The organism is Exilibacterium tricleocarpae, assembly GCF_007004655.1.
GTDB classification, from domain to species: Bacteria; Pseudomonadota; Gammaproteobacteria; order Pseudomonadales; family Cellvibrionaceae; genus Exilibacterium; species Exilibacterium tricleocarpae.
On record NZ_ML660087.1, the window covers coordinates 165,417 to 192,272 of the forward strand.

Genomic DNA, 26,856 nt, shown 5'->3' on the forward strand with positions numbered 1-26,856 from the left:
GCAGGTTGGCAGCCTTTAGCCCCGCTTCGTCTCCTGCACCCAGCGGTCCACCAAATCCTCCAACACATTGAGCGGCACCGGACCGTTGCGCAACACCACATCGTGGAATTGACGAATATCGAACCGCTTGCCCAGCGCCTGTTCCGATGTTGCGCGTAGCTGTTGAATTTTCAGCATACCGATTTTGTAGGCGGTGGCCTGGGACGGGATGACGATATAACGTTCGATGGCGTTGACAATATCGCCCTCGGGGTTGGGGGTATTGGCTTTTAAATAATCGATAGCCTGTTGTCGGGTCCATTGTTTGGCATGGATACCGGTATCCACCACCAGTCGGCAGGCCCGCCAGAGTTCCATGGCCAGCCGGCCGAAGTCAGAATAGGGGTCCTGGTAGAGTCCCATCTGCTTGGGTATCCACTCAGAGTAAAGCCCCCAGCCCTCGACGTAGGCCGTGTAACCGCCGAATTTGCGGAATTGTGGAATACCCTCCAATTCCTGGGCGATGGCAATTTGCATATGGTGGCCGGGGATGCCTTCGTGGTAAGCGAGCGCTTCCATCTGATAGGTGGGCATATTGGACATTCTGTACAAATTGGCATAGTACAGGCCGGGGCGCGAGCCATCCATGGACGGCCGCTGATAGAATGCCTTGCCGGCGGACTTCTCCCGGAATGCCTCCACGCGTTGCACTTTCAGAGCCGCCTTGGGGCGGGTGAGAAACAGCTCGTCGAGGCGCGACTCCATATTGTCGATAATAGCGGTGGCGGCAGCGAGGTACGCCTCTTTGCTGGCCTCGTCCTCCGGGTAGTAAAACTGCGGGTCGGTGCGCATAAACGTAAAGAACGCGGCCAGGTCGCCGGCGAAATTCACCTGTTTCATGATATCGCGCATCTCGCTGTGAATACGCGCGACTTCCTCCAGGCCGACGATATGAATCTCAGCGGCGCTGAACGACGTGGTGGTCGTGCGGGCCAGCGCGTTGTTGTAGAAAGCCTCGCCCTCGGGGAATTTCCAGGCGCCGTCGCGGGTGTCTGCCTGTTGTTCCAACTCGACCAGGTAGCGGATCAGCTTCTCATAGGCCGGTTTAACGTGTTGCCGCAAGGCGGTACTGGCATCTGTCAGCAGGGCCTCGCGCTGTGCATAGGTCAGTTGCAGGGCCCCGATCTTGCGCTTGAAATCAGCGTAGAGAACACTGTCGTCACCGGCGCCGAACGGCGCGCCGGTAATGATGTTATTGCTTGCCTCGATGGCGTAGGGGAAAACGAACTTGGGCATGACAATGCCCTTTTCAGCCCGGGCTCTCAGGCCGTCGATCAACTGGTCGAATAACACCGCGATACCCGCCAGGCGGGTAATGTAGGCCTCGGCATCCTGTCTGTTGTCAATATGGTGTTGGTTAATCAACAGCGACGGCGCTGTAGTGTGAATGCCAAACATCTGATTGACCGGGTAGTTGTGGTGGCGCCACCGGTAGTCGGCGATCGCATCTTCCAAGACCTGTCGCTGGAGCCGGAAACTCAGGGCGGTGGCGGCGTCCATATTCTCGGGGTTGAGCCGGCTCAGGCGCGCCAATTGATCGCGGCGCAGCGCATGGCTCATGGCCTCGAAAGCGTCGCTGATATTGTCCCATTTGTCGTAGTCAGTCTTGATGCCGAGGTAGGTCTGCCGCATGGGGCTGCGGGCTAGGTCTTCCTCGAAAAATGTCTCGAACAACGCATTGGCGCGTGCAGACTCGTCTTCCTGGCGCGAGGGCTCGGATGTGCTGCAGGCGGTAAACACCGCGGCTATTGCCACTATGCACAGTAAAGCGGTAAGGCGTGTCATGACGGGTTTCCCATTGGGTCAAATACCTGGGTCGAATAATTGGGTCAAAATAGTCGGGCTGAGTAAGTACAGTAGTGGACGAGCGTCGCGCCCTTCCCCTCAAGCTGCGGGCCTATTTTACCGCCTGTTTTGCCGCTTGTGTTGCCTGTTGTTATCTATTGTTGCCGGTGCGCTTGGGCTGTGGTGACAAACACGCTAAGCTTGTCGGTAAACACCGGAGCAACAGACCTGTTATGGCCATGCAGTTTTCTCGTTTTGGAGAGAAATACACCGCCGAGTCGGGCATCGTCACGCTAATGGACGATCTGGGCACCGCCCTGAACCTCAACCCCGATATGATTTCTATGGGTGGCGGCAACCCCAGCCGTATCCCCGCGGTGGAGCGGGTATTTCGTGACCGCCTACTGCAACTGCTCGGCAGTGACGCCGATCTGCACCGCTTACTGGGTATCTACCAGTCGCCCCAGGGAGACCCGCAACTGCTGGTACAGATAGCCGAGTTGCTGCAACGCCAGTTCGGCTGGCCGGTAACGGCAAAAAATATCGCCATCGCCAACGGCAGCCAGTCGGCTTTTTACATCCTGTTCAATATGTTTGCCGGCGAATTTGCCGACGGTAGCCACCGGCATATCCAGTTGCCGTTGGCGCCGGAGTACCTCGGTTACAGCGATGTCGGTCTGAGCCGGGACTTTTTCCGCGCAACCCGGCCCGCCATTGATATTCTCGACGACCACCTCTTTAAGTACCGGGTGGACTTCGACAAGTTGAGCGTCGACCATACCACCGGTGCGATCTGCGTATCCCGCCCCACCAACCCCACCGGTAACGTGCTGACCGATGCGGAAGTGGAACAGCTCGATGACCTGGCCCGCCAGCACGGCATTCCATTGATTATTGACGGCGCCTACGGCACCCCGTTTCCCGGCATTATTTTTACCGAGGTCAAGCCCCACTGGAACGACAACACCGTGTTGGTGCTGAGCCTGTCAAAGCTGGGATTGCCCGGAGCCCGCACCGGCATTGTCGTGGCCGAGGAGGCGCTGATCAGTGCCTTTACCCAGGCCAATACCATTATCAGCCTGGCCAGCGGCAACCTGGGACCGGCGCTGGCCCGGGAGCTGTTTCGCAGTGGTGAGATTCTGTCGGTCAGCAGCGATCTGGTGCAGCCGTTTTACCGAACCCGGTCGCAACAGGCGGTGACCGCCCTGCGCCGGGCCCTGGACGGTTTACCTTACTATATTCACAAACCGGAGGGCGCCATTTTTCTATGGCTGTGGTTCAAGGGGCTGCCCATTACCAGCCAGGCACTTTACGAGAGGCTCAAGGCTCGCGGGGTGTTGATTGTCGCCGGGCACCATTTTTTTGTCGGTATGGCGTCCTCTGACTGGCGCCATACCGAAGAGTGTATAAGGGTGACTTACAGCCAGGACCCGGAGGTGGTGGAGCGCGGCATCGACATTCTTGCCGACGAAGTGCGCAAAGCTTATAAAGGATAGACCTGGCAGTCCGATATGGGGACTGTGCACCGGCTAAGCGCCGAATGGCACTCGCGCCAGGCGCGAGTGCCATTCTCTCAACGCCAGTATTTCTGCCAGGCCATCATTACTTTTTCGACATAGGTGTAGCGGCCGTAACTGCCGTTGTAGCGGGCCAGGGCTTCGGCCAGATGACCGTTTGACCTGTTGAGATAGTGCTTGAGAATCGCACAGCCGTATTTGAGGTTGGTTTCCAGGTCAATCAGGTTGTCTTCCGGTCGGCCTATCTCATGTTTCCAAAACGGCATCACCTGCATCAGGCCCTGGGCGCCGACCCGCGAGACGGCGTAGCGGTTGAAGCCGCTTTCCACCTCGATGACCGCCAGCACCACCTCCGGCTGCAGGCCGGCGCGGCGGGCGGCGCGGTGAATGCTCTTCAGCATTGACATGCGTTTTTTCGGATTGTCGATAAAGCGCCGCAGTGGCGGCGACTTGGACACCAGCCAGACTTCCGCGTCAAAGCGATCGTCGAAACTGTCGGCTGCTTCGATGGTTTCCACCAACAGGCGTCGCAGTTCATCCTCTACTTCAAACTGCGGCGGCGCCGGCTCAATCTTCGGCTGCGCCAGCGCGCTGTGGCAGGTGCAGATAGCCAATAGCAGTGCCAGCCAACCATAAATCGCCTGGTTCGGGGTCGCCGGCGCGACCGGGGATTGAACCGGCGCCGCCAGTCTTGCTGCGATGCTTGTGGTTAATCCTGTTGCCAATCGTGAGGTCAGCCTGTTCATAACGGCGCATTATGTATTGCTGGGTTGGTTATTCTTCTCGCTTGAGCAAGTCTAGCAGGTCCTTCTCAGTGAGGTCACGACTGTCGGCGTCGCGCCGGCCTTTGTATTCGACCAGGCCTGCCTGCAGACCGCGTTCGCCCACCACCACGCGGTGGGGAATACCCATCAGTTCCACGTCGGCCAGCATACCGCCGAGGCGCGCTTTGGCCTCGTCCATAAACAGAACCGTGTATCCGGCGGCCTGGAGATCCCGGTAAAGTGCCTCGCACTTTGCGGCGACCGCCGCCGATTTGTGCATATTGATCGGCACCAGGGCAATGTCAAACGGGGCGATGGCGGCGGGCCAGATAATGCCGCTGTCGTCGTGATTCTGCTCGATGGCAGCGGCCACGATACGGCTGACACCGATGCCGTAGCAGCCCATCACCATGGTCTGTTCACGGCCGTTTTCGTCGAGTACGGTGGCATTCATGGTGCGGCTGTATTTATCGCCGAGTTGGAAGATATGGCCCACCTCGATACCCCGCTTGATGTCCAGGCTGCCGTTGCCGTCCGGGCTGGGATCGCCGGGCACCACATTGCGCAGGTCCGCGACCCGGTCGAGTTGCGCATCTCTGTCCCAGTTGACGCCGGTCAGGTGATAACCGTCTTTGTTGGCACCGCAGACAAAATCGGCCAGCACCGCGGCACTGCGATCGACGATGACCGGTATCGGCAGCCCCACCGGACCGATCGAGCCCACCTGGCAGCCGAGTGCGGTTTCGATCCGTTGCGGCGCCGCCAAGGTCAGCGGACTGGCGACGCCCGCCAGGTTTTCCGCTTTGACCGCATTGAGTTCGTGATCGCCGCGCAGCACCAGCGCCAGCAGCGGTTGCTCCTCTTCAGCGGTCGCTTCACCCAGGACAATCAGGGTTTTCACCATATCGGTAGGGGGCACCGCCAGAAAGTCCGAGACCTCCTCGATGGTGTGTTGATCCGGGGTTACCACCTCGATCAGCTCGCGGGTGGGGGCGGCGCGCTCGACAGTCGGTGCCACGGCTTCTGCCAACTCGACATTGGCCGCGTAATCGCTGTTATCGCTGAAGGCGATAGCATCTTCGCCGCTGTCGGCAAGGACGTGGAATTCATGGGAACTGGAGCCGCCGATGGCGCCGGTGGCGGCCAGCACCGGGCGAAAATCCAGGCCGATGCGGGTAAATATGCGGGTGTAAGCCCCGTGCATGATGTCGTAGGTGTCCTGCAACGAGGCCTGTTCGAGATGGAACGAATAAGCATCTTTCATCAGAAATTCACGCGCCCGCATAATGCCGAAGCGGGGTCGGGTTTCGTCGCGGAACTTGGTCTGAATCTGGTAGAGGTTTACCGGCAACTGGCGATAGCTTTTGATCTGCTGGCGAACCAGATCGGTGATAACCTCCTCGTGCGTGGGACCGAGGCAAAACGGGCGCTGGTGGCGGTCCTCGACGCGCAGTAACTCGGGGCCAAATTGCTCCCAGCGTTCGGATTCCTGCCACAACTCCGCCGGCTGCACCACCGGCATCAACACCTCCTGGGCGCCGGCGCCGTTCATTTCTTCGCGCACTATGGCTTCCACCTTGCGCAGCACTCTGAGCCCGAGCGGTAACCAGGTGTAGAGTCCGGCGGCCAGTTTGCGGATCATGCCGGCGCGCAGCATCAATTGGTGGCTGATGACCTCGGCATCTGCAGGGGTTTCCTTGAGGGTGGCAATCAAAAAACGGCTGGCTCGCATTGCTATACTTTTCTCTCAGGCATTCTGGCGGGTCGAGGCGGCTATTCTAAGTCGGATGCCTGTCCGGGTACAATGAAACCTGTAGCAAAAGAGAAAACAGCCAGCGGGAGCCGGAGCAATGATGGTTTCCGCGGCCACCCGGCGGGAGGATTGAAAAGTATGTTCGAATTGGCTGCAAAACTGCACGAGGATACGGTAGCGCTCGGCAAATTTCCGTTGTCGCTGGTACTGTTGCACCGCGACAGTAACTACCCCTGGTGTCTGCTGGTGCCCCGGCGTCGGGACATCCGCGAGATTCACCACTTGAATGAAGAGGACCGGCTGCAATTAATGCGTGAATCCTGTCACCTGGCGGAAGTCATGGCGGCGGTATTCGCTCCCAAAAAGATGAATATTGCCGCCCTGGGCAACCAGGTGCCACAACTCCATGTCCACCATGTCGCCCGCTTCGAGGATGATCCCGCCTGGCCCGGTCCGGTTTGGGGCGCGGTGGCGGCGCGGCCCTATGATAAAGAGGCGCTGGAGGAGCGGGTGGCTCGCCTGCGCAATGCGCTGGCCGGCGAAGGGTTTGAGGTAGGTGGATAACAGTTAATTGATAACTGTTAGCTGAATAATAAGGGGGAGGGAACCACACGACCCCGCCGTCACGGGGTCGGATGGGCTGCCTGCTAAGGCAGTTTAGCGCTGTCGGGAATTAGCTGTCGGCCATTTCCTTCAGCTTTTTCAGCGGACGCACCTTAACCTGGATGCTGGCCGGCTTGGCGGCAAATGTGGTTTCTTCACCGGTAAAGGGGTTGATCCCTTTGCGGGCTTTGCGAGCCGGCTTTTTCACGGTGGTGATCTTCAGCAGACCGGGCAACACGAATTCGCCGATGGCGCGCTTCTTAATATGTCCCTCGATGACATCAGTCAGTTCGTCCAAAACAGACTGAACCTGCTTTTTGGACAGTTCAGTGGCTTCGGCGATTTGATTGAGTATCTGGGTCTTGTTCATGCGCTCTTTAATGGCCTTGATCTTGCGATCAGGTACGGCGGCCTTCTTGGCGGCGGCTTTACGTGTGGTTTTTTTTGCAGCAGTCTTGCGAGCAGCCATGCGTGTTTCCTTCTTAAGTGGTAATGGTATGGAGCGTTTTATCAATCTAAGTTGATTAGTGTAAGTGTTTTCGACACTAACCCTTCCGCATTGGGTGGTTAATGGCGTAAACATGTTACAGCCAATGCAAATCGATATGGAGTATAGCAGAGCACATTACAACGTTAGCAATCTGGGCTGAAAAACTGCTCAAATAGCTGGCCCAAATACCTATAAATACAGGCTTAAAATCAATACCGATGCATTTGCGGCTATGTATATAGCATATTTTTGCCACGGGCAACAAAAAACTACTCAAAAGGCTAAAAAAATAAGGTTTTGAGACGAATGGAGGCGTGGTTCCGGTTATTTGCCGGTGAATTGGAAAAAAATACCCGGCAGCAACATTTGTTATTTTATCGGATCGGCTGATAAAAAATATCCGGCGGGCTGCCCGAAAGCGTGTCGTGCCCGCTTGGCTTGCTAGTAGCCGGTCGCCAATTGTAATTGTTTGTATCGGTTTTTATAACGGGCTCATGGCACCGGTGTTTAAGGTCGGGAGTCAGTGGCGGGTTTCCTGCCCGCGGGCCACCTTATTGAAGATGTCCACCCAAAACTGGCTGAATTGAGAGCCGGCGTAGCGGTTGACCTCCAGTACAGCGCGAATAAGCGGTCGCTGGGGTTCGCGGTTGTGGGCCCGGCTATGACTGCACGCCTCGAAGGCGTCAGCAATGGCAATAATTTTTGCGCCGTCGCAAATCTCCGCTTCCTGCAGGCCGTTCGGGTAACCCCTGCCGTCGCAGTGCTCGTGATGCTGCGACACCATTTCCGCCGCCGCCCGCCAGCGCTCCATGTGAGACAACAATCCATGGGCAATTTTTACATGATGATGTAGTTGTAATTGTTCAAGGTAGTCGTAGCTGGACTGCTTGTGCAGTAGTTCCAGGGGCAGAAACGCCATGCCGAAATCGTGCACATAAACCGCCGCCGCCAGTTGTGACGGATCGACCGGCCGGCCGGCAGCGTCATTCATAGCCAGGGCCAGTCGGGCGATGCGGCAGCTGCTGCCGTGCCAGTACTGCGAGCGCTGCTCGAACGCCAGCGCCAGGCCGGCGAAGAATTCCAGATCGGCGCAGGTCTCGACACCGAATTCCGCCAGCCCTGCGCCGCCGTTCGGTGCCGGTACGGATGGCCCGGCCGGGGGCTGTGGCGTTGGTCGCTGTACTTTGGTCCCGGGATCGAGTACCCGAATGGCATCGTAGATAGCCTGCTGCCGTTGCCGGGGCGGTGCGGATACCACTGCCCGAACGGCGCTGCATAGCGTCCCGAAAGTTGTTATGTCGATACGCGACGCACCTGGTGTCACACTGTCGTCCACCAGTTTTTTGATCGTATCGACGGCCAGTAACACCATATCGCTGATCAGGTCGTCGTAGGCCATTCTGCCTGCGTGCAACTCCTCCAGCACATCCTCCACCGCCTGTAACAGCGGGCAGAGTTCCTTCAGGCCCACATACACCAGATTGGCCTTGATCGTGTGCACTGAGCGGAGCAGCTTGTTGATCAGAACCTGGTCTTTCGGCGTCAGTTCCAGCGCCAGCAGTATCTTTTCACAGCGGCGGTAGGCGTCGTTGAGGTCATAAAAGAAGTCTTTCAGCAGCTCTTGGTTCAGGTCGTCGCTATAAAACGTGAACATGATTGAGGATTAAACCTTTGGGTAGTCCCGGTTGGCGCTATTATAAGCACAGGTATTGGCACTTGTGGAAGTGCGCGACAATATAGGCTGCCAATATCCCCGGCCGGGAGCGGTTTCTAGTCGCTTGGAAGCTGGGGTATAATGGCCGGCTTTTGGGCGGGCCCCGGACGAATCGGGGCCCTCAGCAGACTTAAATAATCGCCAGGTTGCAACTGAGAGGTAGCGTTCTTATGCCGATCTATGAGTATCAATGCCAGTCATGTCAGCATGAAATGGAAGCATTGCAAAAGATGAGTGATGCCCCCCTGCGCGACTGCCCGGCCTGCCAGCAACCGCAGTTAAAGAAGAAAATCTCGGCGGCCGGATTTCGCCTGACGGGCAGCGGCTGGTACGAGACGGATTTCAAGTCGGGTAATAAAAAGAAAAACCTGGCCGGCGACAACGGCAATGCGGGTGCTGATGCCAAAGCGACCCCCGCTTCTGCTGACAAGGCCGGGGCCGCCAAGCCCGCCGCCGCACCGGCCAAGACCGGCGCCGGTACCCAGTAACCGCAGCGCGGGCCCCGGGGCCCGCGCGGCAAACAGATCAGCTTTCAATTGACAGGAAACCAAGTATGCGCACCGACTACTGTGGCGCTGTAGATGCTTCATTTATAGGTCGTGAAGTGACCCTGTGTGGCTGGGTCGATCGCCGCCGCGACCACGGTGGGGTGATTTTTATCGACCTGCGCGACCGCGACGGGGTGCTCCAGGTGGTGTTTGACCCCGACGGCAAAGAGGATTTTCAGCGTGCCGATACCGTGCGCAGTGAATATGTGCTGCGAGTAACCGGCAAGGTGCGGGCGCGGTCGCCGGAGACCGTAAACCCCAATATGGCCACCGGCGAGGTAGAGGTCTACGGGCGCGAGCTGACAATTCTCAGCCGGGCCGAGACACCGCCTTTTCAACTGGACGAGCACACCGCCGTGGGCGAGGACGTGCGCCTCAAATACCGCTACCTGGATTTGCGTCGGGCGGAGATGCAACACCACTTCCGCTTTCGCTCCAAGGTGACCACGGCGATTCGCAACTACCTGGATCAGCAGGGCTTTCTCGATATCGAGACGCCGATCCTGACCCGCGCGACACCGGAGGGCGCGCGGGATTATCTGGTACCCTCCCGCACCCATGCCGGCAAATTCTTCGCGCTGCCGCAGTCGCCGCAACTGTTCAAGCAGCTTTTGATGGTGGCGGGCTTCGACCGCTATTACCAGATTGCCAAATGCTTTCGCGACGAAGACCTGCGCGCCGACCGGCAGCCGGAATTCACCCAGATTGACCTCGAGGCGTCGTTCGTCAGCGAAGAGGATGTGATGGCGGTCACCGAGGGCATGATCCGGCAACTGTTTCGCGACCACCAGGATGTGGAGCTGGGGGCGTTTCCGCGCCTGACCTTCGCCGAGGCCATGGCCAAGTATGGCTCGGACAAACCGGACCTGCGCATCCCCCTGCAGTTGGTGGATGTGAAGGATTTGATGACCGAGGTCGAGTTCAAGGTCTTTTCCGGCCCGGCCAGAGACCCCAATGGCCGGGTGACAGCCCTGAAACTGCCCGGCGGCAACGACAAACTGACCCGCAAACAGATCGACGACTACACCAAATTCGTCAGTATCTACGGCGCCAAAGGGCTTGCCTATATCAAGGTGAACGACAGGGACGACCTGCAAAACGGCCTGCAATCGCCGATTGTGAAACACCTGCCCACCGAGGTCTGCGCCGCTATCTTGCAGCGGGTGGAAGCCGAGAGCGGCGATCTGATCTTTTTCGGTGCCGATACCGGTAAAGTGGTGTCCGAGGCGCTGGGTGCGCTGCGCTGTCGGCTGGGTGAGGACCTCGATCTCTTTACCTGTGACTGGGCGCCCCTGTGGGTAGTGGATTTTCCCATGTTCGAACAGTTGGACGGCAGCGCCGGCGCCTGGACCCCGCTGCACCACCCGTTTACGGCGCCGTCCTGCTCGGCGGAGGCGTTGGCGGACGCCCCGGGTGCGGCTCTGTCGCGCGCTTACGACATGGTGTTGAACGGTACTGAACTGGGCGGCGGCTCCATTCGTATTCACGATCCGGTTATGCAGCAGACGGTGTTTCAGATACTCGGTATCGATGCGGCCGAGCAGCGGGAGAAATTCGGTTTTCTGCTCGATGCGCTTAAATACGGCGCACCCCCGCACGGCGGTCTGGCGTTCGGGCTCGATCGCCTGATTATGCTGATGACCGGGGCCGGTTCCATCCGCGATGTGATGGCGTTTCCGAAAACCCAGAGCGCCGCCTGTGTGATGACCGATGCACCGGGGGAAGTCGATGCGGCGGTGTTGCGTGAGCTGCATATCCGCCTGCGGCGCAAAGAGGAATCTGCAGGCTAGGCCGCCGGCGCAACGGCGGCTGCCATCGGGTTGCAACCTGGCGGGTTGCAACATACTGAGTTGCATCATACGACGCTGAATGGGCAACAGTGAATCAGAACGGCTGGAGATAGTTTCAATGGCGGGTCACTCCAAATGGGCAAATATCAAACACCGAAAAGCGGCGCAGGATGCCAAGCGCGGCAAGGTGTTTACCAAAATCATTCGCGAACTGACCGTCGCCGCCAAACAGGGCGGTAACCCGGACGACAACCCGCGCCTGCGCGCGGCGGTGGACAAGGCGCTGGGCGCGAATATGAAGCGCGATACCATCGACAAGGCGATCGCCCGCGGTGCCGGTGACGGCGAGGGTGAAAATTACGAGGAACTGACCTACGAAGGTTATGGTGTCGGCGGGGTGGCGGTGCTGGTTGAGGTCATGACCGACAATCGCAATCGCACCGTGGCCGAGGTGCGTCACGCTTTTTCCAAACGCGGCGGCAACCTGGGTACTGACGGGTCTGTGGCCTATCTGTTTACCCGCAAAGGGCAGATCAGTTTCGCGCCGGGTGCCGACGAGGACCAGATCATGGAGGCGGCGCTGGAGGCCGGCGCCGACGATGTGGTTGGCAATGAAGACGGCTCGGTGGATGTCACCACCACGTTTGAGGATTTTATCAACGTCAAGGAAGCCATGCTGGCAACGGGTCTGGAGCCTGCCGCCGCCGAAGTGACTATGATTCCGTCCACCAGCGTGACCCTGGATCTGGCCGGCGCCGAGAAGGTGATGGGGCTGGTGGATATGCTGGAGGACCTCGACGATGTGCAGAATGTCTACACTAATGCCGAGATTCCGGATGAGATACTGGCGCAATTGAGTTAGATTGCAGGTGTGGACCAACCACCGGCGACTGACATTATGGCCCTGATACTGGGTGTAGACCCCGGTTCCCGCAAAACCGGCTTCGGCATCATCAATACCCTCGGCGCTCGCAGCGAGTATGTTACCAGCGGGGTCATCCGGGTGCCGGACACGGTACTGCCCGAACGCTTGAAAGTGATATTCGACTCTATCACCCAGGTTATTGAGGAATACTGTCCTCAGGAAATGGCCGTTGAACAGGTGTTTATGGCCAAGAGCGCCGGCTCCGCGCTGAAGCTGGGGCAGGCCCGCGGCGCGGCGATCGTGGCGGGGGTGAGTCAGGATTTACCGGTTTCGGAGTACGAGGCGCGCAAGGTCAAGCAATCGGTGGTGGGCAGTGGTGCCGCCGACAAGGTGCAGGTGCAGCATATGGTAAAGGTGCTGCTCAAGCTGCCCGCAGCGCCCCAGGAGGATGCCGCCGATGCCCTGGCGGTCGCCCTGTGTCACGCCAACACGCAGCAACGGCTGATTAAGATGGCCTCGGCAAGTAAGTTTCGTCGGGGGCGGATTGTTTAGCTTGGTTTTGGAATTCTTTGGCGAGTGGTGCCAACCGATCCGGTCCTTGGCTGGGAGGGGGGGGTACGGCGTGTTTCCAGAGGTTCTTCCAGCAGTCTGACCGGGTTTTTGCCACCAACCTCCTGGTTAATCCAACCATAACTGGCAAATCACGAGACTCTCACTATGATTGGACGATTGAGCGGTGTTCTACTCGAAAAACAACCACCGCTTCTATTAATAGATGTACAGGGAGTCGGCTACGAGGTGCAGGCCCCGATGACGACTTTTTACCGGTTGCCGGAGCTGGGGGCGGAGGTGTCTCTGCACACCCACTTCGCCGTCAGCGAAACCGCCCAGCAGTTGTTCGGCTTTGCCGAACCCCGCGATCGGCAGTTGTTTCGGGCCCTGATCAAGGTCAATGGGGTCGGGCCGAAAATGGCACTCGGGATTCTCTCCGGTATGGAAGCGATCGACGTCGCCCGCTGTGTGATGGACAATAACGTCGCCGCCCTGGTAAAGGTGCCCGGAGTCGGTAAAAAGACGGCTGAGCGCCTGGTGGTGGAAATGCGGGATCGGCTCAAGGACTGGGACTCACAGGCGGCGCCGGCAGGTGACCTGGAAGCCGCCGTCGGTGCCGTGTCGCCACCGCACCACAATGCTGTGGTGGAAGAGGCCGAGAGTGCCTTGATCGCCCTCGGCTACAAGCCGACGGAAGCGGCGAAAGTCATTGCCGGAATCTTGCGGGAGCAGCCCGTGACCCGCAGTGAAGAACTGATTCGCCTGGCATTGCGCAGTATGGTGCCGGTCTAGACTGCACTGCCGGGCCGCCCGGCAATACCGGAGCCGACAGTGATATACAATGTCGGTTGACAACACCGATTTATGTCAAAAGTTTGCAACAGGTATCAACAACAGATATCAACAACAGGTATCAACAACAGGTATCAACAACAGGTATCAACAACAGCTTTGCAAAGTCGACTGACAGACCGGCTGACAACAGGTACGCCCAATGATAGAAAAAGACCGCCTGGTGGCGCCCACTGCAAAACCCCGGGAAGAGCAGCAGGACCGCGCCGTCAGGCCCAAGCGCCTGGCGGACTATGTCGGTCAGCCGGTGGTGCGCGAGCAGATGGAAATTTTTATCAGCGCCGCCAAGAATCGCGGTGAAGCGCTGGACCACACCCTGGTCTTTGGTCCCCCCGGATTGGGTAAGACCACCCTGGCCAATATCATTGCCGCGGAGATGGCGGTGGACCTGAAAACCACCTCCGGGCCGGTGTTGGAAAAAGCCGGCGACCTGGCGGCGTTGATGACCAACCTCGAGCCCGGTGATGTGTTGTTTATCGACGAGATACACCGCTTGAGCCCGGTGGTCGAGGAAGTGTTATACCCCGCCATGGAAGACTACCAACTCGATATCATGATCGGCGAGGGCCCCGCGGCTCGCTCCATCAAACTCGAGTTGCCCCCGTTCACCCTGGTCGGTGCCACCACCCGGGCCGGATTGCTGACCTCGCCGTTACGTGATCGCTTCGGTATTGTTCAACGTCTGGAATTCTATAATGTGGCCGACCTCACACAAATCGTATCCCGCTCGGCCCGCCTGATGGAAATCGATATGGATGAGGCCGGTGCGCTGGAGATTGCCAAGCGCTCACGCGGCACGCCGCGTATTGCCAACCGCCTGTTGCGGCGCGTGCGCGACTTCGCCGAGGTAAAGGGCGATGGTATTGTGACCGCCGTCATGGCCGACCGGGCGCTGAATATGTTAAACGTGGACGCCAGTGGTTTTGATCATATGGATCGCCGTCTGCTGTTGGCGTTGATAGAAAAGTTTGCCGGTGGCCCGGTGGGGGTGGAAAGCCTGGCAGCGGCGATAAGCGAAGAGCGCGATACGATCGAGGACGTGCTCGAACCCTATCTGATCCAGCAGGGCTATATCGCCCGCACACCGCGCGGCCGCGTGGTGACCCCCCACGCTTATCAGCATTTCGGGCTGGCGCTTCCCGCCAGACTGCAAGAAGCGGGTACGGGGTCGGCGCAGCCTTGAGCGCAGAAAAACCGGCCTTGAGCGCAGGAAGACCAGCCTTGAGCGCAAGAAGACCGGCCTTGGGAGCAAAGGCCATCTCAAGCCCGGGCAGGATCGACTTTGGGCCCGAGTGGGGGCCGGTATGAGGGAATTTTCACTACCGCAGCGCGTCTATATCGAAGATACGGATGCGGGGGGTATTGTTTATTATGTCAACTACCTGAAGTATATGGAGCGCAGTCGTACTGAATTGATGCGTCACCTGGGTTTTCACAAGCCGGCATTTATCCAAGAGGGTTTGATGCTGGTTGTACATTCGGCCCAAGTGAATTATCGTCGCCCTGCGCGTCTCGATGAAGAGATTATCGTGACCGCCGGCGTCAGTAAATTGGCGAAAAGCTACCTCGTCTTTCGCCAACGGGTCCTGCGCGCCGGTGAGGTGTTGTGTGAAGGCGACATTAAAGTCGCCTGTGTGTCGCAGAGCACTATGCAGCCATGTGCCATGCCGGGTGTGATTCGCACGGTGATCCAGCACTGGGTGGAGAGCGAGGAAGTGGCGGCACAGCAGTAGAGCGTCTCCGTTTGGCGGCACTGCCCGGCGTTACGGAATCGGTATTTCGGAACCCGTATTTTGGAACTGGTGTTTTAGAGCTGGTATCTTGGAACCGGTTTTTTTGAACCAGTATTCTTGAGTTAGTATTTTCGAACTAGTATTTTGGAACTGGTATTTCTGAACTGGTACTTTTGAGCTACAGGGGCTGACTTATTTATGAGCGAAACAGAAACCCTCTCGATTTGGAGTCTGGTGGCCAATGCCAGTCTGTTGGTTCAAATCGTCATGGCCATGTTGTTTCTGGCATCGGTGATCTCCTGGGTGATGATTATTCAGCGCGGGCTCTACCAGAGCCGGGCGAGAAGTTCTTTTCTCGAGTTCGAAAAACAGTTCTGGTCGGGGATCGACCTGAATCAGTTGTTCCGCCAGGGCAATGCCCGCAAGGGCGGTATCGGCGGCGTCGAAACTATTTTTCGCGCCGGCTTCAAAGAATTTACCCGCCTGCGCCAACAGGTGGGCGCCGACCCCGATGCCGTGATGGAGGGCACCCAGCGCGCCATGCGCGTGGCGTTGTCCCGCGAGGAGGAGAAACTGGAGACCAATCTCCCGTTTCTCGCCAGCGTTGCCTCGGTCAGTCCCTACATCGGTCTGTTCGGCACCGTTTGGGGCATCATGAATTCATTTCGCGGGCTGGCCAACGTGCACCAGGCCACGCTGGCGGCGGTGGCCCCGGGTATTTCCGAAGCGCTGGTGGCGACTGCCATGGGGTTGTTTGCGGCGATTCCGGCGGTGCTCGCCTACAACCGCTATTCCGCCAGAGCCGAGACTCTGAGTAACGGCTATGAAACCTTCGCTGAAGAGTTTTCCTCCATCTTGCACCGTCAGGTTCATGCCAAGTGACCGCCGGCGCAAGGGTGGGGTGCTGCGCATGAGGGCGCAACGCGATGGCTAAACGCAAGACGAAAAGAAAGCCCATGGCGGAGATCAACGTCGTGCCTTATATCGACGTGATGCTGGTATTGCTGGTAGTGTTTATGGTTACCGCACCGCTGTTGATGCAGGGTGTCAAGGTGGATTTGCCGCAGGCGCCCTCCGAGCCTATTGACGGTGACGATGAAGAACCCTTGATTGTGTCGGTAAAAACCGACGGCAGTTACTACATCAACCTGGGCAAGGACCAGAAACAGCCTAAACCCATTGCCCAGATCAAGGACACGGTGGCAAAGGTGCTGCGGCAACAGCCCAGAACGCTGGTGTTGGTCTGGGGTGACAGAGAGGTGGACTACGGTAAGGTGGTGGCGTTGATGACCGAGTTGCAGGCGGCCGGTGCGCCTTCAGTGGGGCTGGTTACCGATCCACCGCCCCTGTGACCGGAGGCTGCGGCGGTGAATAGCTCCTATCTGTTGCCGACCCTGGTTAGCGTGGGGATGCACCTGGTGCTGTTGGCGGCGGTAACCTGGGGTTGGGAGGCCAGCTCCCACACTACCCAGGTGCAGGTGCCGCGTTACGTGGAGGCGAAACTGGTGCAACTCAAACCGCAGGCCAAGGCAGCGGCGCAAAAGCCCCAGGTCAACAAGGTGGACCTGGTGGCAAAACGCAAGGCCCAGGAGCAAAAGCGCCGCGCGGCGGAGGAGAAACGGCGTCAGGAGGAGGCCCGCAAAGCCGCCGCGGCCAAAGCGAAACGGGAACGGGAACGCAAGGAACAGGCAGCGGAACTCGAGCGCCAGCGGCAACTCGAAGAACAACAGAAACTTGAAGAGCAACGACAGCGAGAGGAACAACGACAGCAACAGCAGTTGGCGCTGGAGGCGCAAATGGCCAGCGAGCTCGAACAGGAGCAATCGTTGTTGTTGGAGGAGCAATATGCCACGGAGGCACAGAGCTACGTGGCCTTGATCGCCTCGCGCATCGAGGACAACTGGAATCCGCCGCCGTCGGCCCGCAGGGGCATGAAGTGCAAGTTGACCCTGCAATTGGTACCGACGGGCCGGGTGGTCAATGTCACTGTCAGTGAGAGCAGTGGCAACAGTGCGTTTGACCGTTCTGCGTTGCAGGCGGTAAAAAAAGTGGAGCAGTTCCCGGAAGTACAGAAGATACCGCCAGCACTTTTTGAACGTGAATTCAGAACGATTACATTATTGTTTAATCCAAGGGATTTAAGGTTGTGAAACATTTTTATCTGGGGGTTGTGCTGACGCTGTCCAGTTGGATGGCGACAGCGGAGTTGACCATAGAAATTCAGAATTTTGTCGAAAACCCCACCTCTATTGCGATTGCGCCTTTCGGCTGGGAGGGTACTACCACTCTGCCTGAAAATATCGACGCGATAGTGGCGGCGGACCTCGAACGCAGTGGTCAGTTTCGCGCCGTGCCGCAGTCTGACATGCTCGCATTTCCCAAAGCCGGGGACACCATTTACTACCGCAACTGGCGGGTGTTGAAAGCCGAGTATCTACTGGTGGGTACCATCAGTGAAGCGGCGGGGCGTTACCGGGTTACCTATGAACTGTACGATGTTTTCGGCCAGCGCCGTTTGCTGGCGCAGCCGATCGATGGCAGTGTGTCGCAATTGCGTGACCTGGCCCACTATATCAGTGACTCCGTCTACGAAACCCTGACCGGCATTCGCGGTGCCTTTTCCACCAAGATCATCTATGTGGAGGCGCGCAAAGCCGGGTCGGGTTCCAACAAAGAAAAGTTTCGGCTGATTTATGCCGATGCCGACGGTGCCCGCGAACAGGTGATTCACGAATCCGATGCGCCGATCATGTCACCGGCCTGGTCGCCCGACGGTAAACAGGTGGCTTATGTGTCGTTTGAGACTTCCCGAGCGGCGGTGTTTCGCCAGGAACTCAGTTCGGGCAAGCGCGAACAACTGACCAATTTCAAAGGACTCAACGGCGCCCCGGCCTGGTCGCCGGATGGTCAAAAATTAGCCATGGTGCTCTCCAAAGACGGCAATCCGGAGATTTATACCCTCGATTTGACCACGCGCCGCTTTACCCGAATTACCCGACACTTCGCTATTGATACCGAACCAAACTGGACAAATGATGGAAAAGGCATCATTTTTACGTCTAATCGCGGAGGTAGACCACAAATTTACCAAGTAACACTTGCCAGTGGCCGTGTAGAGCGCTTAACCTTCGAGGGCGATTACAATGCGAGACCGAGGGTATCTCCGGATGGCAAGCACCTGGTCATGGTTCATCGCCATAACGGTATTTACCATATCGCGACCCAGGAACTGGTCAGCGGAGATATTCGCGTTTTAACGGAAACCCGTTTGGATGAATCGCCAAGCATAGCTCCCAACGGAGCCATGTTGATGTACGCGACACGCTACAACGGCAAAGGTATTCTGGCGGCAGTGTCGCTGGATGCCGGGGTAAAAGTGCGGCTGCCGTCGAAACTTGGGGATGCCCGTGAACCGGCATGGTCGCCGTATTTGAATTGAGATATGGCAGCCCAGGCGGTAAGCTTCGCCCATCGGTGGTCGAGCGGTTGTGAGCAGTTTTCATTAGCAACTGACAAGTAAAAGTCATTCAGTAAAGGTCATTTAGGACTAACAATAATTGGGAGTGAATTATGGGTATTAAAACGTTAAAGCACGGTCTGGGCCTGGTTTGTGTCATGGCGGTGTTAGCCGGTTGTTCGTCTGCTCCGGAAGTGGAAGAGCCGCCAGTCACCACCCCGGAACCTGAAGTGACAGAATCCGGCAGTGGCATAGATGATCCCGGCTTTGTGAGCGAGCCGGTCCCCGAGCCTGTTGTGGAACTGGACACCGTCTTTTATTTCGAGTTTGACAAGGCGGAGTTGTTGCCCGAAGCCCGTGCGGCACTCACTGCCCATGCTGAGCGGCTGAAGGCCGACTCACGCAGCATTCGCCTCGAAGGCCATGCTGACGAGCGCGGTACCCGCGAGTACAATATGGCTCTGGGCGAGCGTCGCGCCAATGCCGTGAGAGATTTCCTGGTGCTCCAAGGCGTGAGTTCCAGCTTTATCGAGACGGTAAGCTATGGTGAGGAGTATCCGGCGGTAGTCGGCTCCTATGAAAGCGCCTGGGAACAAAACCGCCGTGTGGAGTTAAAGTAATCACTCTCCAGCCCGGTGCGTTTCCGATAGGCATTTAACAGATTTTCTAAACATGAAAAAACCGAGTGTCGCCGCCGCCGTAATGGTGGCGGCTATTTATTTTCCGACAGATGCCCGCGCCCAGGTGGATGTGGTCGAATCTGCTCCGGTAAGAGGGGCGCCCCCGCTGACCGGGCAGCCCGGCGCAGGCACCACTCCCAATGTACAGGCTGAAATTTTTTACCAGTTGCAGGCATTGCAGCAGGAAGTGTTGCAACTGCGTGGCATGGTAGAAGAGCAGGCCTATGAACTGAAGCGTCTGAAGCAGCAGCGCCTGGATGATTATCTCGACCTCGACCGCCGCTTGAGCGGGCTGGGCAGTGCCGGCACCGGGTCGCGATCCGGCACTGGCGGCAGTCCGGACAGCGGTGTCCAAACTCCCACGCCGGCGCCGGCGCAACCCGCTGCCCAGGCCGGTGACGAGCTGCAGCAATACCGCAAAGCTATCGATCTGGTGCTCAAGCAAAAGGACTACGACAGCGCGATCGCTGAGTTGGACCGTTATCTGGGTACTTATCCCAGAGGTCGCTATGCCGCCAATGCGCACTACTGGCTCGGTGAGATTTACCTGCTGAAAAATGATCTCGAGCAGGCGCGTCAGTGGTTCACCCGTTTACTGGACGGCTTTGCCGATCATCGCAAGGCGCCGGATGCCAAGTTCAAACTTGGCAAGGTGTACGATCAGATGGGTGACAAGAGCAGGGCCAAGGTGCTGCTCGAAGAAGTGGCTGCCAGCGGCACCGATGCCTCTCGCCTGGCCCGCAACTACCTGGCGGAGAATTTCTAGGGTTCACAGCCGTTGCGGGCAGCGCAGCGGCTGTCCTGTTAAACCCGTCCCCGCCCTCCGGTTATTGTTATCTTATGAGTGAGTCCGCGCTTCGCATCACCGAAATTTTCTATTCCCTGCAGGGTGAAGCCAGGACAGTGGGCAGGCCCACGGTGTTTGTGCGCCTGACTGGCTGCCCGTTGCGTTGCCACTACTGTGATTCCGAGTACGCGTTTTACGGTGGCGAGAAGTTCACCCTCGACACCATACTCGCCAAGGTGGCCGCTTACCGGCCCGCTTTTGTCTGTGTAACCGGTGGGGAGCCACTGGCGCAACCCAATTGCCTGCCGCTGCTGGCGGCGCTTTGCGATGCCGGCTACGAGGTCTCTCTCGAGACCAGCGGTGCCCTGTCGCTACAGGGGATTGACGCGAGGGTAGTGGTGGTGATGGATTTGAAAACCCCCGCCTCCGGTGAGGTGAAGCGCAACGACTACGGTAACCTGGCGCTGCTCAAGCCGCGGGATCAGGTCAAGTTTGTGATCTGCGATCGCAGCGACTACGAGTGGGCCAGATTTAAAGTGTCGGAATATGCCTTGGAGCGGCGGGTGGAGGATGTGCTCTTTTCCCCGAGTGAGGGGCAGTTGGCGCCGCGGGAGCTGGCGGAATGGATTCTCGAGGACAACCTGCCGGTGCGCTTTCAATTGCAGGTGCATAAACTGCTTTGGGGTGACCAACCGGGTCATTAGTGCGGGAACTTAGCTGATATGAGTGACAAAAAAGCCGTTGTTCTGGTGTCCGGTGGCCTGGATTCCAGCACGGTGCTGGCCATGGCCGGGGCTGAGGGTTTTGCCTGTTATACCTTGAGTTTCGACTACGGCCAGCGCCATCGTGCGGAACTGGCCGCGGCGGCTCGTGTATCGGCAGCCATGGGTGCGGTGGAGCACAAGGTTGTAGCGCTGGATTTGCGCTGTATTGGCGGGTCCGCTCTTACCGATGACAGTATTGCGGTGCCGGAAGAGGCCAGTGAGGGCATCCCGGTGACCTATGTCCCTGCCCGCAATACAGTTTTTCTCTCTATTGCTTTGGGGTGGGCTGAGGTTTTGGGGGCGGGCGATATCTTTATCGGTGTCAATGCGGTGGATTATTCAGGTTACCCTGACTGCCGGCCGGAATATATCGATGCTTATGAGAAAATGGCTAATCTCGCCACCAAAGCTGGGGTAGAGGGTCATTCTTTGCGTATCAGATCGCCTTTGTTGACGCTGACCAAGGCTGAAATAATCCGCCGGGGTCTGGCCTTGGGAGTGGATTACGGCCTGACGGTCTCCTGTTACCAGGCGAGCGAGGCGGGTGAGGCCTGTGGCCGCTGTGACAGTTGCCGGCTGCGTCGGGCCGGGTTTGTTGAGGCCGGTGCGGCGGACCCTACCCGGTATCGGTAAGCTGTTGTTTATAGGGATAAATCCGATAAAAAAGTACAAGAAATTGCTTGTTTTTTCGGTTTAATTCATTAAGATATGCGCCTTTCCGGGTCGTTAGCTCAGTTGGTAGAGCAGTTGGCTTTTAACCAATTGGTCACTGGTTCGAATCCAGTACGACCCACCATATACTAAAAAGGCCGCCCAACTGGGCGGCCTTTTTAGTATATGGTGGGTCGTACTGGGTTTGTTCTTTAGGTCGGTTCGACAAACTGCGCAGCAGTTTGCAACGAGGCGCGCAGCGCCGAAGCCCGCAGGGTCAAAATAGCCCTGAGGCTATTTTGATTTATCCAGTGCGACTCTCCGATATATCAAAACAAGGCCGCCCAACTGGGCGGCCTTTTTAGTATATGGTGGGTCGTACTGGGTTTGTTCTTTAGGTCGGTTCGACAAACTGCGCGAGCAGTTTGCCACGAGGCGCGCAGCGCCGAAGCCCGCAGGGTCAAAATAGCCCTGAGGCTATTTTGATTTATCCAGTGCGACTCTCCGATATATCAAAACAAGGCCGCCCAGTTGGGCGGCCTTTTTAGTATATGGTGGGTCGTACTGGGTTTGTTCTTTAAGTCGGTTCGACAAACTGCGCGAGCAGTTTGCCACGAGGCGCGCAGCGCCGAAGCCCGCAGGGTCAAAATAGCCCTGAGGCTATTTTGATTTATCCAGTGCGACCCGCCATTTATATCAAGGTCTATACCGGAGACATTGTTAACATTTTCAGGCTCTACCCATTAACGGGGGGTGGGCACTCATCGAACCCGATCCCAGTACATCGTATCAAATAGCGCATACTATGAAGTCATTTACCTCTCATTTGTCCAGTCGAAACTTTGCTCAATGACAGACGATTAAGACTATCAGTCCAGCCATGCCGCACCAGTTTCTGATAATCCAGATTGAGACCCGTTTGGACCAGCGTGAGTTCGGTCTTGTCGCCATATCCTATAAATGTCACTTCCACAAGCGAGGGCTTGGTGGGAAGTTCGATTTGGTCCGGCACATCTGCTGAGCAATGGTCAAAAACTTTAAAAGAGAGCTTATTTGGCCGATCAAATTCCGTATAGATCCCAGTCATCGGGCAGCTAGCACCAGAAGGGCTGGTCATATCAAACACAAAATTGCCGTGAAGTCTTGGTTCCAGTCGTCTCACCTTAGTTTGGTAGCCTTCAGGACCCCACCAGACTTCTACTAGTTCCGGGGTCACCCAAGCATCAAAGACCTCCTCAGGAATCCCTTCAACAAGCTGACTTAATTCGACTCGATTGTCGCCAATACTCATCGTTTATTTCCCTGTTCTTTTCGCTTTTTTGACAGTGTTTTTTCTAAACGGCTTAGGGAGCCTTGCCAGAACTCCTTGTAGTTGTCAAGCCACTCATGTAATTCGGCTAAGGGTTCGCATTGAAGAGAGCAAATACGCCGCTGCCCTTCACGTCGTCGTTGCACTAATTGAGCACGCTCTAACACGTCAAGATGTCTCGTAATCGCAGACTGTGTTAAAGAGAATTGATCAACCACTTCGCCCACTGATAGCTCTTCATTGGCGAGGAGCGCAATAATAGCGCGGCGTGTGGGGTCTGATAACGCAGACAACGTTGAATCGAGCATATATTTATCACTACTCCTGTTTTTACCACTACTCTTACACTTATCACTACTTGATCATATGTGCATATTGCTATATAAAGATACACCCTGCTTCCGGATTTGTCTATCGGTAAAACGGGGTGAAAAACTAACTAATTTTCCTGGTGAGCTGCTGATAGTTAGCTCGTTACAATTCTCAAGGGGTTCAGTATGGCACAATTTTTATTCGTCTATCATGGTGGTGGAAAAAATTCACCTGAAGAAGCAGAGGCCGCGATCGCTGCCTGGGAGCGGTGGTTTACTGAGATTGGTTCCGACGTCATCGATGCTGGTAAACCAGTCGGTTTGTCGACCACAGTGATGAGCGACGGCAGCGTTGTTAATAATGGCGGTTCCAACCCGGTTGCCGGGTATGGAGTTTTCAGCGCCAAAAGCTTGGACGAGGCGATCTCAATTGCGCGCGGCTGTCCGCTGCTAGATGATGGTGGTTCAGTCGAAATTGCGGAAACTTTTGATCCGTGAGATTTACATTAGATGGGTCGTACGTGGATTAAGATTAATGTTGATGAGAATTTTTAAAGATATATACAAATGATCGGTATGAAAAAAGTTCGTACTTGTTTATGGTTCGGTGGCAAAAGGAGAGCAACGGCTTAGTTTTACGTGTCGCTACTTCCAAGCACTCAAATAGACCAGGAGTTTGATGGTTATCAAGACGACCCTCTTGTAAAAAATGGATGCTAACTTCAGAAAAATACTTGGTATATGGAGGATCAACATGACTTATGTAGATGGCTATTTACTGGCGGTTCCAACTGCAAATAAAAAAGCATACCTTACGCTTGCTGAGGAGGTGTCATTAGTGTTTAAAGACCACGGGGCGCTCTCAGTTGTTGAAAATTGGGGTGATGACATCCCCGACGGGGAAGTGACCTCATTTCCAATGGCGGTAAAATGTATGAAAGATGAAACCGTTGTATTTTCGTGGGTAGTGTGGCCGTCAAAGGACGTGAGAGATGCAGGAATGAAAAAGTCTATGGAAGACCCAAGAATGAAGGGGGTGAGCCCGGAGTCTATGCCGTTTGATGGCAAGCGGCTGATTTTTGGTGGGTTTGAAACTATTGTCGACAAATAATTGCACTACTCAATTTTGATGACTCAGGCTTGGCCCGACAGACGGCGTCAAATGTGCTCGAAACCAAGCTTCGAGGCAGATATCGAAAGCGACTAGGGCACCGGCGAACCATTGGTCCGCGGGCGGCGAAACAGAGTATTTCCGCGCAGCGGCCACTTGAGTCAGTTTAACCGTCGCTAACGGAACAGCCAACTACTCGATTCTTAGTAACGTTGCACCGGGTCGTGGGGGCAATCAACCGGAGCTGTCTTTGTCTCTACGAGAGCAATAAGCCGCTCCGGGAAAACTCTTCGATTGTTATGCAGAGTTTCAAAGTGTTTGGTATGAAATTGTATGCCAGGCTCTCTACGTCGTTGTCTCCAGATTAAGTTGCGATCTTGGCACCTAGGAACACATCTCTGGAAACCGTTGATTTTTAGGTCATGAGTGTTGGTGGAGAGCTTTCCAGCCTGTTGAAAAACCCGGAAACAGACTTGTTTTTTAGTCGGGCTTGTCAAAGAATTCTCCTTTTCAGGCGGGTATTATTGCTATAGGGTAGGCGGGGCAATAAGTACTTTTTAAATCATCAACGAGGGAGGTGTTTATGATTTTACACTGGCGACAACTCGAGCTTTTTTACGGTCCCGATGTCAATCGCCATCGAGCAGCGCTGTCGCAGGCGGGCCAGACCAGTTATGCGCTATTGATGTGTAACTGGACGCCAAGTGGGTCTCGCCGTATGGCCAGCAGCAGTGGTGATCATGCCGAACAGCGATTGTTGCAGGATTCCATCTGGCACATTGAGCTCGATGCGGCTTTTCAGCAGTGGACGCCACAGCTAAACGACCCGATAGTAGTCACCATAGCGATCAACCGTTCGCCCTGTGCCAGTTGTGCCGACAGGCTTAGCGATGCTCTCCATCAACTGCACTATCGATATGCGGCGCGCTTCCCCCATATGCGTTTTATCCTGGCCAGCAAGGGCTACTATCAGGGAGATTTTGTCGGTACCGGTGCAGGCGGCGGTATCAGCCGCGACCGGGTGACAACCGGCAGGGGCATGGCGCGACTGAAGGAAGCCGGATGGACAAACTGTGTACTGCAGTTTGGCGATCGATTGTCGGCCAGAGGCGAGGAGCTGCTGGAATTTCTAGAACCCGATCTGCGGCGGCGTCACACACCTGTGCGCCTGTCTTCGTAACGCATCCTGCTGGTTTGGACGGCCGGCTACCTCTGTGGCGAGCTTTCATGGTGTTAGGGCCACCGGCGGCTCGACTGTCGAATTAATCCCGGCCCCTTCAGTAGGCGGCGAAAAAGAGCGCTATGGTTTATACAGGCGCTCTTTTTATAGGGCCTTTATCGATATAGGACCTCTATCGATTACGGTTTAACCCAGTCAGTTGCATAGCGTGCATGTGTTCTTAGATAAGCCCCGGGCGAAAAGTACTTGTCGTAAAAATCCGTATCCAACGCATGTGCCTGCAGATACATCATTGCGAATATGGATGGGACAGACGCGGGAAAGCGCCCGAAGGTATCGAAAATATATTGCGCTATCGTGACGACGCAGTTTCTGAATTCCTCACCATGGGGCATTGCGCGACCGCGTATACCGGCGTTGTTCTTGTAAGGACCTAGTGTCTTTGCATTATAGGGACCGCCGCTGCCAAACTTGCGTTCTAGAACAGCATCAACAGCGGCGCCCATACTGCTGAAGTGGGGCGGGCAGTGACCCTCAAAAATACCTTGAAGGCCGGTGACGTTCGGCAGCGGCCAGCGTTCGTCGGTATCGTATCGAAAGCCCAACCCCGGAACGTCGTCTTCATTGCTGGCGCCGAGGATACTGAGTGGATTGATGCCTTCATACATCCAGCCGCCGAGACCCAGTGCCTGCAGCATCAGCGCCCCGGAATAACATGCCGTTGATACTTCTACAGTTACCTCGGTGAGGCCGGTCTGCTCTACAACACTAAGCGGATAGGCATTGTCGGTATCCACAATACCTTTGAATTGTTCTATGCCGGGGATCGCTCGACCGTTGATGTCGTCGTAAACGCACACACCGTTTTGCACCAGATAACATAGTACGAGAATAAGGTGTTGGGCCAGATCCGCGACCGGAATTATCAGCGTACTACCTGGGACATTTGCACACCAATCGTTGTGCATCTCCATATGCATCGGCGAGGCCGGCGTGTTGAGCCGACCGTCTGCCAGTTTGATGATCCTGTTTTTATGTGCGTCGAGATAAGCCCCGAGATCAGCTTCATCGGGCCCGCCGGCCGTCGTGAGCGGTGCGAGGTCCCGCGTTGGAAAAAAGTAAACACCCTTGTCATCCGTATAGAAGATTTCAGTGGTGTGAAAGCCTGCGGCGGAGGGAAAGCTTCTGCCGCCCGCCGCGGCCGCATAGTTAGGTATTGCGGGTCGATAATGGCGGTTGTAAGGAATAAGGTTTGACCATCCCGTATTGCCGCAAACTGCCGTCAGCAGCAACAATTGTTGCAGTTCGTCGAGCGGTTGCGGCGGATGCTTCGAGGTGTAAGCCAGCGGGCCGCCGGGTATACTGGCGCCGCGGGCGAAGCGGCGCGAGCGCCGGCCGTGAATGGCCTCGATCAGCGGGAAGTTTGCCGCTTCGACCAAGCCCGGCGGAAAATCTCCCATCCCGTTGAGTAGTAGGCGACCTCTGTGTGTAGTCCGAGCACCGGCCGACGGCAGGCCGCAGTTGCTGAGCAGGGTTCCGGCGCCAATCATGGCTGCTCCGAGGGCGTACCTGCGAGTCATTTCAAACATTTTTTCTTCTCC

General features: G+C 56.6%; 28 protein-coding genes and 1 tRNA gene. 21 read left to right on the forward strand and 8 right to left on the reverse strand.

What is annotated here, in order from left to right; translation table 11 throughout:
- Window positions 1-15 precede the first annotated feature (15 nt).
- Window positions 16-1,824: a DUF885 domain-containing protein gene (locus FKG94_RS00635; protein ID WP_142902251.1), complete on the reverse strand. Its 1,809-nt coding sequence runs from the start codon at window positions 1,822-1,824 to the stop codon at window positions 16-18.
- Window positions 1,825-2,063: 239 nt separating this feature from the next.
- Here FKG94_RS00635 and FKG94_RS00640 point away from each other — a divergent pair, with 239 nt between their 5' ends.
- Window positions 2,064-3,320, forward strand: coding sequence for a valine--pyruvate transaminase (locus FKG94_RS00640; protein ID WP_142902615.1), 1,257 nt, complete (start codon window positions 2,064-2,066; stop codon window positions 3,318-3,320).
- A 77-nt stretch (window positions 3,321-3,397) separates the two neighbouring features.
- Here FKG94_RS00640 and FKG94_RS00645 read toward each other — a convergent pair whose 3' ends face one another.
- Together FKG94_RS00645 and FKG94_RS00650 are read right to left on the reverse strand one after the other, a co-directional pair.
- Window positions 3,398-3,949 (reverse strand): lytic transglycosylase domain-containing protein, encoded by a 552-nt coding sequence (locus FKG94_RS00645; RefSeq protein WP_425460023.1) that lies wholly within the window; start codon window positions 3,947-3,949, stop codon window positions 3,398-3,400.
- 166 nt (window positions 3,950-4,115) lie between these two features.
- Window positions 4,116-5,837 carry a proline--tRNA ligase gene (locus tag FKG94_RS00650; RefSeq protein ID WP_142902253.1) on the reverse strand — a complete coding sequence of 574 codons (1,722 nt, stop codon included), beginning with the start codon at window positions 5,835-5,837 and terminating at the stop codon, window positions 4,116-4,118.
- Window positions 5,838-5,996: 159 nt separating this feature from the next.
- Between FKG94_RS00650 and FKG94_RS00655 the strand changes: the two genes are divergently transcribed.
- Complete coding sequence (locus FKG94_RS00655; protein WP_142902254.1) at window positions 5,997-6,422, forward strand: HIT domain-containing protein; 426 nt, start codon at window positions 5,997-5,999, stop codon at window positions 6,420-6,422.
- A gap of 109 nt (window positions 6,423-6,531) precedes the next feature.
- Here the strand turns inward: FKG94_RS00655 and FKG94_RS00660 are convergent, their stop codons facing one another.
- Window positions 6,532-6,930, reverse strand: coding sequence for an HU family DNA-binding protein (locus FKG94_RS00660; protein ID WP_142902255.1), 399 nt, complete (start codon window positions 6,928-6,930; stop codon window positions 6,532-6,534).
- A gap of 541 nt (window positions 6,931-7,471) precedes the next feature.
- Window positions 7,472-8,605 (reverse strand): HD domain-containing phosphohydrolase, encoded by a 1,134-nt coding sequence (locus tag FKG94_RS00665; protein WP_142902256.1) that lies wholly within the window; start codon window positions 8,603-8,605, stop codon window positions 7,472-7,474.
- Window positions 8,606-8,835: 230 nt separating this feature from the next.
- Here FKG94_RS00665 and FKG94_RS00670 point away from each other — a divergent pair, with 230 nt between their 5' ends.
- The 16 genes from FKG94_RS00670 to FKG94_RS00745 all read left to right on the forward strand — a co-directional run bounded on the left by FKG94_RS00670 (window position 8,836) and on the right by FKG94_RS00745 (window position 21,489).
- Entirely contained in the window at window positions 8,836-9,153 is a 318-nt protein-coding gene (locus FKG94_RS00670; protein WP_142902257.1) for an FmdB family zinc ribbon protein, read from the forward strand.
- A 65-nt stretch (window positions 9,154-9,218) separates the two neighbouring features.
- Complete coding sequence (aspS, locus tag FKG94_RS00675; protein WP_142902258.1) at window positions 9,219-11,003, forward strand: aspartate--tRNA ligase; 1,785 nt, start codon at window positions 9,219-9,221, stop codon at window positions 11,001-11,003.
- A 118-nt stretch (window positions 11,004-11,121) separates the two neighbouring features.
- A complete protein-coding gene (locus FKG94_RS00680) occupies window positions 11,122-11,865 on the forward strand; it encodes a YebC/PmpR family DNA-binding transcriptional regulator (RefSeq protein ID WP_142902259.1) in 744 nt (247 codons plus the stop codon).
- Between the two features lie 36 nt (window positions 11,866-11,901).
- Window positions 11,902-12,420, forward strand: coding sequence for a crossover junction endodeoxyribonuclease RuvC (gene ruvC / locus FKG94_RS00685; protein WP_142902260.1), 519 nt, complete (start codon window positions 11,902-11,904; stop codon window positions 12,418-12,420).
- 165 nt (window positions 12,421-12,585) lie between these two features.
- A complete protein-coding gene (ruvA, locus tag FKG94_RS00690; protein ID WP_142902261.1) occupies window positions 12,586-13,212 on the forward strand; it encodes a Holliday junction branch migration protein RuvA in 627 nt (208 codons plus the stop codon).
- A gap of 202 nt (window positions 13,213-13,414) precedes the next feature.
- Complete coding sequence (gene ruvB / locus FKG94_RS00695; RefSeq protein ID WP_142902262.1) at window positions 13,415-14,455, forward strand: Holliday junction branch migration DNA helicase RuvB; 1,041 nt, start codon at window positions 13,415-13,417, stop codon at window positions 14,453-14,455.
- Between the two features lie 121 nt (window positions 14,456-14,576).
- Window positions 14,577-15,005 carry a tol-pal system-associated acyl-CoA thioesterase gene (ybgC, locus tag FKG94_RS00700; RefSeq protein WP_142902263.1) on the forward strand — a complete coding sequence of 143 codons (429 nt, stop codon included), beginning with the start codon at window positions 14,577-14,579 and terminating at the stop codon, window positions 15,003-15,005.
- A gap of 198 nt (window positions 15,006-15,203) precedes the next feature.
- Window positions 15,204-15,887 (forward strand): protein TolQ, encoded by a 684-nt coding sequence (gene tolQ, locus FKG94_RS00705; RefSeq protein WP_142902264.1) that lies wholly within the window; start codon window positions 15,204-15,206, stop codon window positions 15,885-15,887.
- Between the two features lie 44 nt (window positions 15,888-15,931).
- Complete coding sequence (gene tolR / locus FKG94_RS00710) at window positions 15,932-16,357, forward strand: protein TolR (protein ID WP_142902265.1); 426 nt, start codon at window positions 15,932-15,934, stop codon at window positions 16,355-16,357.
- A 15-nt stretch (window positions 16,358-16,372) separates the two neighbouring features.
- A complete protein-coding gene (tolA, locus tag FKG94_RS00715; protein WP_246124868.1) occupies window positions 16,373-17,155 on the forward strand; it encodes a cell envelope integrity protein TolA in 783 nt (260 codons plus the stop codon).
- A 41-nt stretch (window positions 17,156-17,196) separates the two neighbouring features.
- Window positions 17,197-18,444, forward strand: a complete 1,248-nt coding sequence (tolB, locus tag FKG94_RS00720; protein WP_218943406.1) for a Tol-Pal system beta propeller repeat protein TolB — start codon at window positions 17,197-17,199, stop codon at window positions 18,442-18,444.
- Window positions 18,445-18,575: 131 nt separating this feature from the next.
- On the forward strand, window positions 18,576-19,082 hold the full coding sequence (pal, locus tag FKG94_RS00725; RefSeq protein ID WP_142902266.1) for a peptidoglycan-associated lipoprotein Pal: 507 nt from the start codon (window positions 18,576-18,578) through the stop codon (window positions 19,080-19,082).
- Window positions 19,083-19,134: 52 nt separating this feature from the next.
- On the forward strand, window positions 19,135-19,908 hold the full coding sequence (ybgF, locus tag FKG94_RS00730; RefSeq protein ID WP_142902267.1) for a tol-pal system protein YbgF: 774 nt from the start codon (window positions 19,135-19,137) through the stop codon (window positions 19,906-19,908).
- A gap of 74 nt (window positions 19,909-19,982) precedes the next feature.
- Window positions 19,983-20,633: a 7-carboxy-7-deazaguanine synthase QueE gene (gene queE, locus FKG94_RS00735; protein WP_142902268.1), complete on the forward strand. Its 651-nt coding sequence runs from the start codon at window positions 19,983-19,985 to the stop codon at window positions 20,631-20,633.
- 18 nt (window positions 20,634-20,651) lie between these two features.
- The gene (gene queC / locus FKG94_RS00740; protein WP_142902269.1) at window positions 20,652-21,326 is read left to right on the forward strand and encodes a 7-cyano-7-deazaguanine synthase QueC; all 675 of its coding nucleotides are present in this window, start codon (window positions 20,652-20,654) and stop codon (window positions 21,324-21,326) included.
- Between the two features lie 87 nt (window positions 21,327-21,413).
- Window positions 21,414-21,489, forward strand: a tRNA-Lys gene (locus tag FKG94_RS00745).
- Window positions 21,490-22,155: 666 nt separating this feature from the next.
- Here the strand turns inward: FKG94_RS00745 and FKG94_RS00750 are convergent.
- Together FKG94_RS00750 and FKG94_RS00755 are read right to left on the reverse strand one after the other, a co-directional pair.
- Window positions 22,156-22,635 (reverse strand): SRPBCC family protein, encoded by a 480-nt coding sequence (locus tag FKG94_RS00750; RefSeq protein ID WP_142902270.1) that lies wholly within the window; start codon window positions 22,633-22,635, stop codon window positions 22,156-22,158.
- On the reverse strand, window positions 22,632-22,961 hold the full coding sequence (locus FKG94_RS00755; RefSeq protein ID WP_142902271.1) for an ArsR/SmtB family transcription factor: 330 nt from the start codon (window positions 22,959-22,961) through the stop codon (window positions 22,632-22,634). Before FKG94_RS00755 ends, FKG94_RS00750 begins: the two co-directional genes overlap by 4 nt.
- A 189-nt stretch (window positions 22,962-23,150) precedes the next feature.
- Between FKG94_RS00755 and FKG94_RS00760 the strand changes: the two genes are divergently transcribed.
- From FKG94_RS00760 to FKG94_RS00770, 3 genes are all read left to right on the forward strand, one after another.
- Window positions 23,151-23,462 (forward strand): YciI family protein, encoded by a 312-nt coding sequence (locus tag FKG94_RS00760; protein WP_142902272.1) that lies wholly within the window; start codon window positions 23,151-23,153, stop codon window positions 23,460-23,462.
- A gap of 256 nt (window positions 23,463-23,718) precedes the next feature.
- Window positions 23,719-24,075, forward strand: coding sequence for a DUF1428 domain-containing protein (locus FKG94_RS00765; RefSeq protein WP_142902273.1), 357 nt, complete (start codon window positions 23,719-23,721; stop codon window positions 24,073-24,075).
- Between the two features lie 583 nt (window positions 24,076-24,658).
- Window positions 24,659-25,255, forward strand: coding sequence for a hypothetical protein (locus FKG94_RS00770; RefSeq protein ID WP_142902274.1), 597 nt, complete (start codon window positions 24,659-24,661; stop codon window positions 25,253-25,255).
- 179 nt (window positions 25,256-25,434) lie between these two features.
- Here FKG94_RS00770 and FKG94_RS00775 read toward each other — a convergent pair whose 3' ends face one another.
- Window positions 25,435-26,844, reverse strand: a complete 1,410-nt coding sequence (locus tag FKG94_RS00775; protein WP_218943380.1) for a hypothetical protein — start codon at window positions 26,842-26,844, stop codon at window positions 25,435-25,437.
- Window positions 26,845-26,856 lie beyond the last annotated feature (12 nt).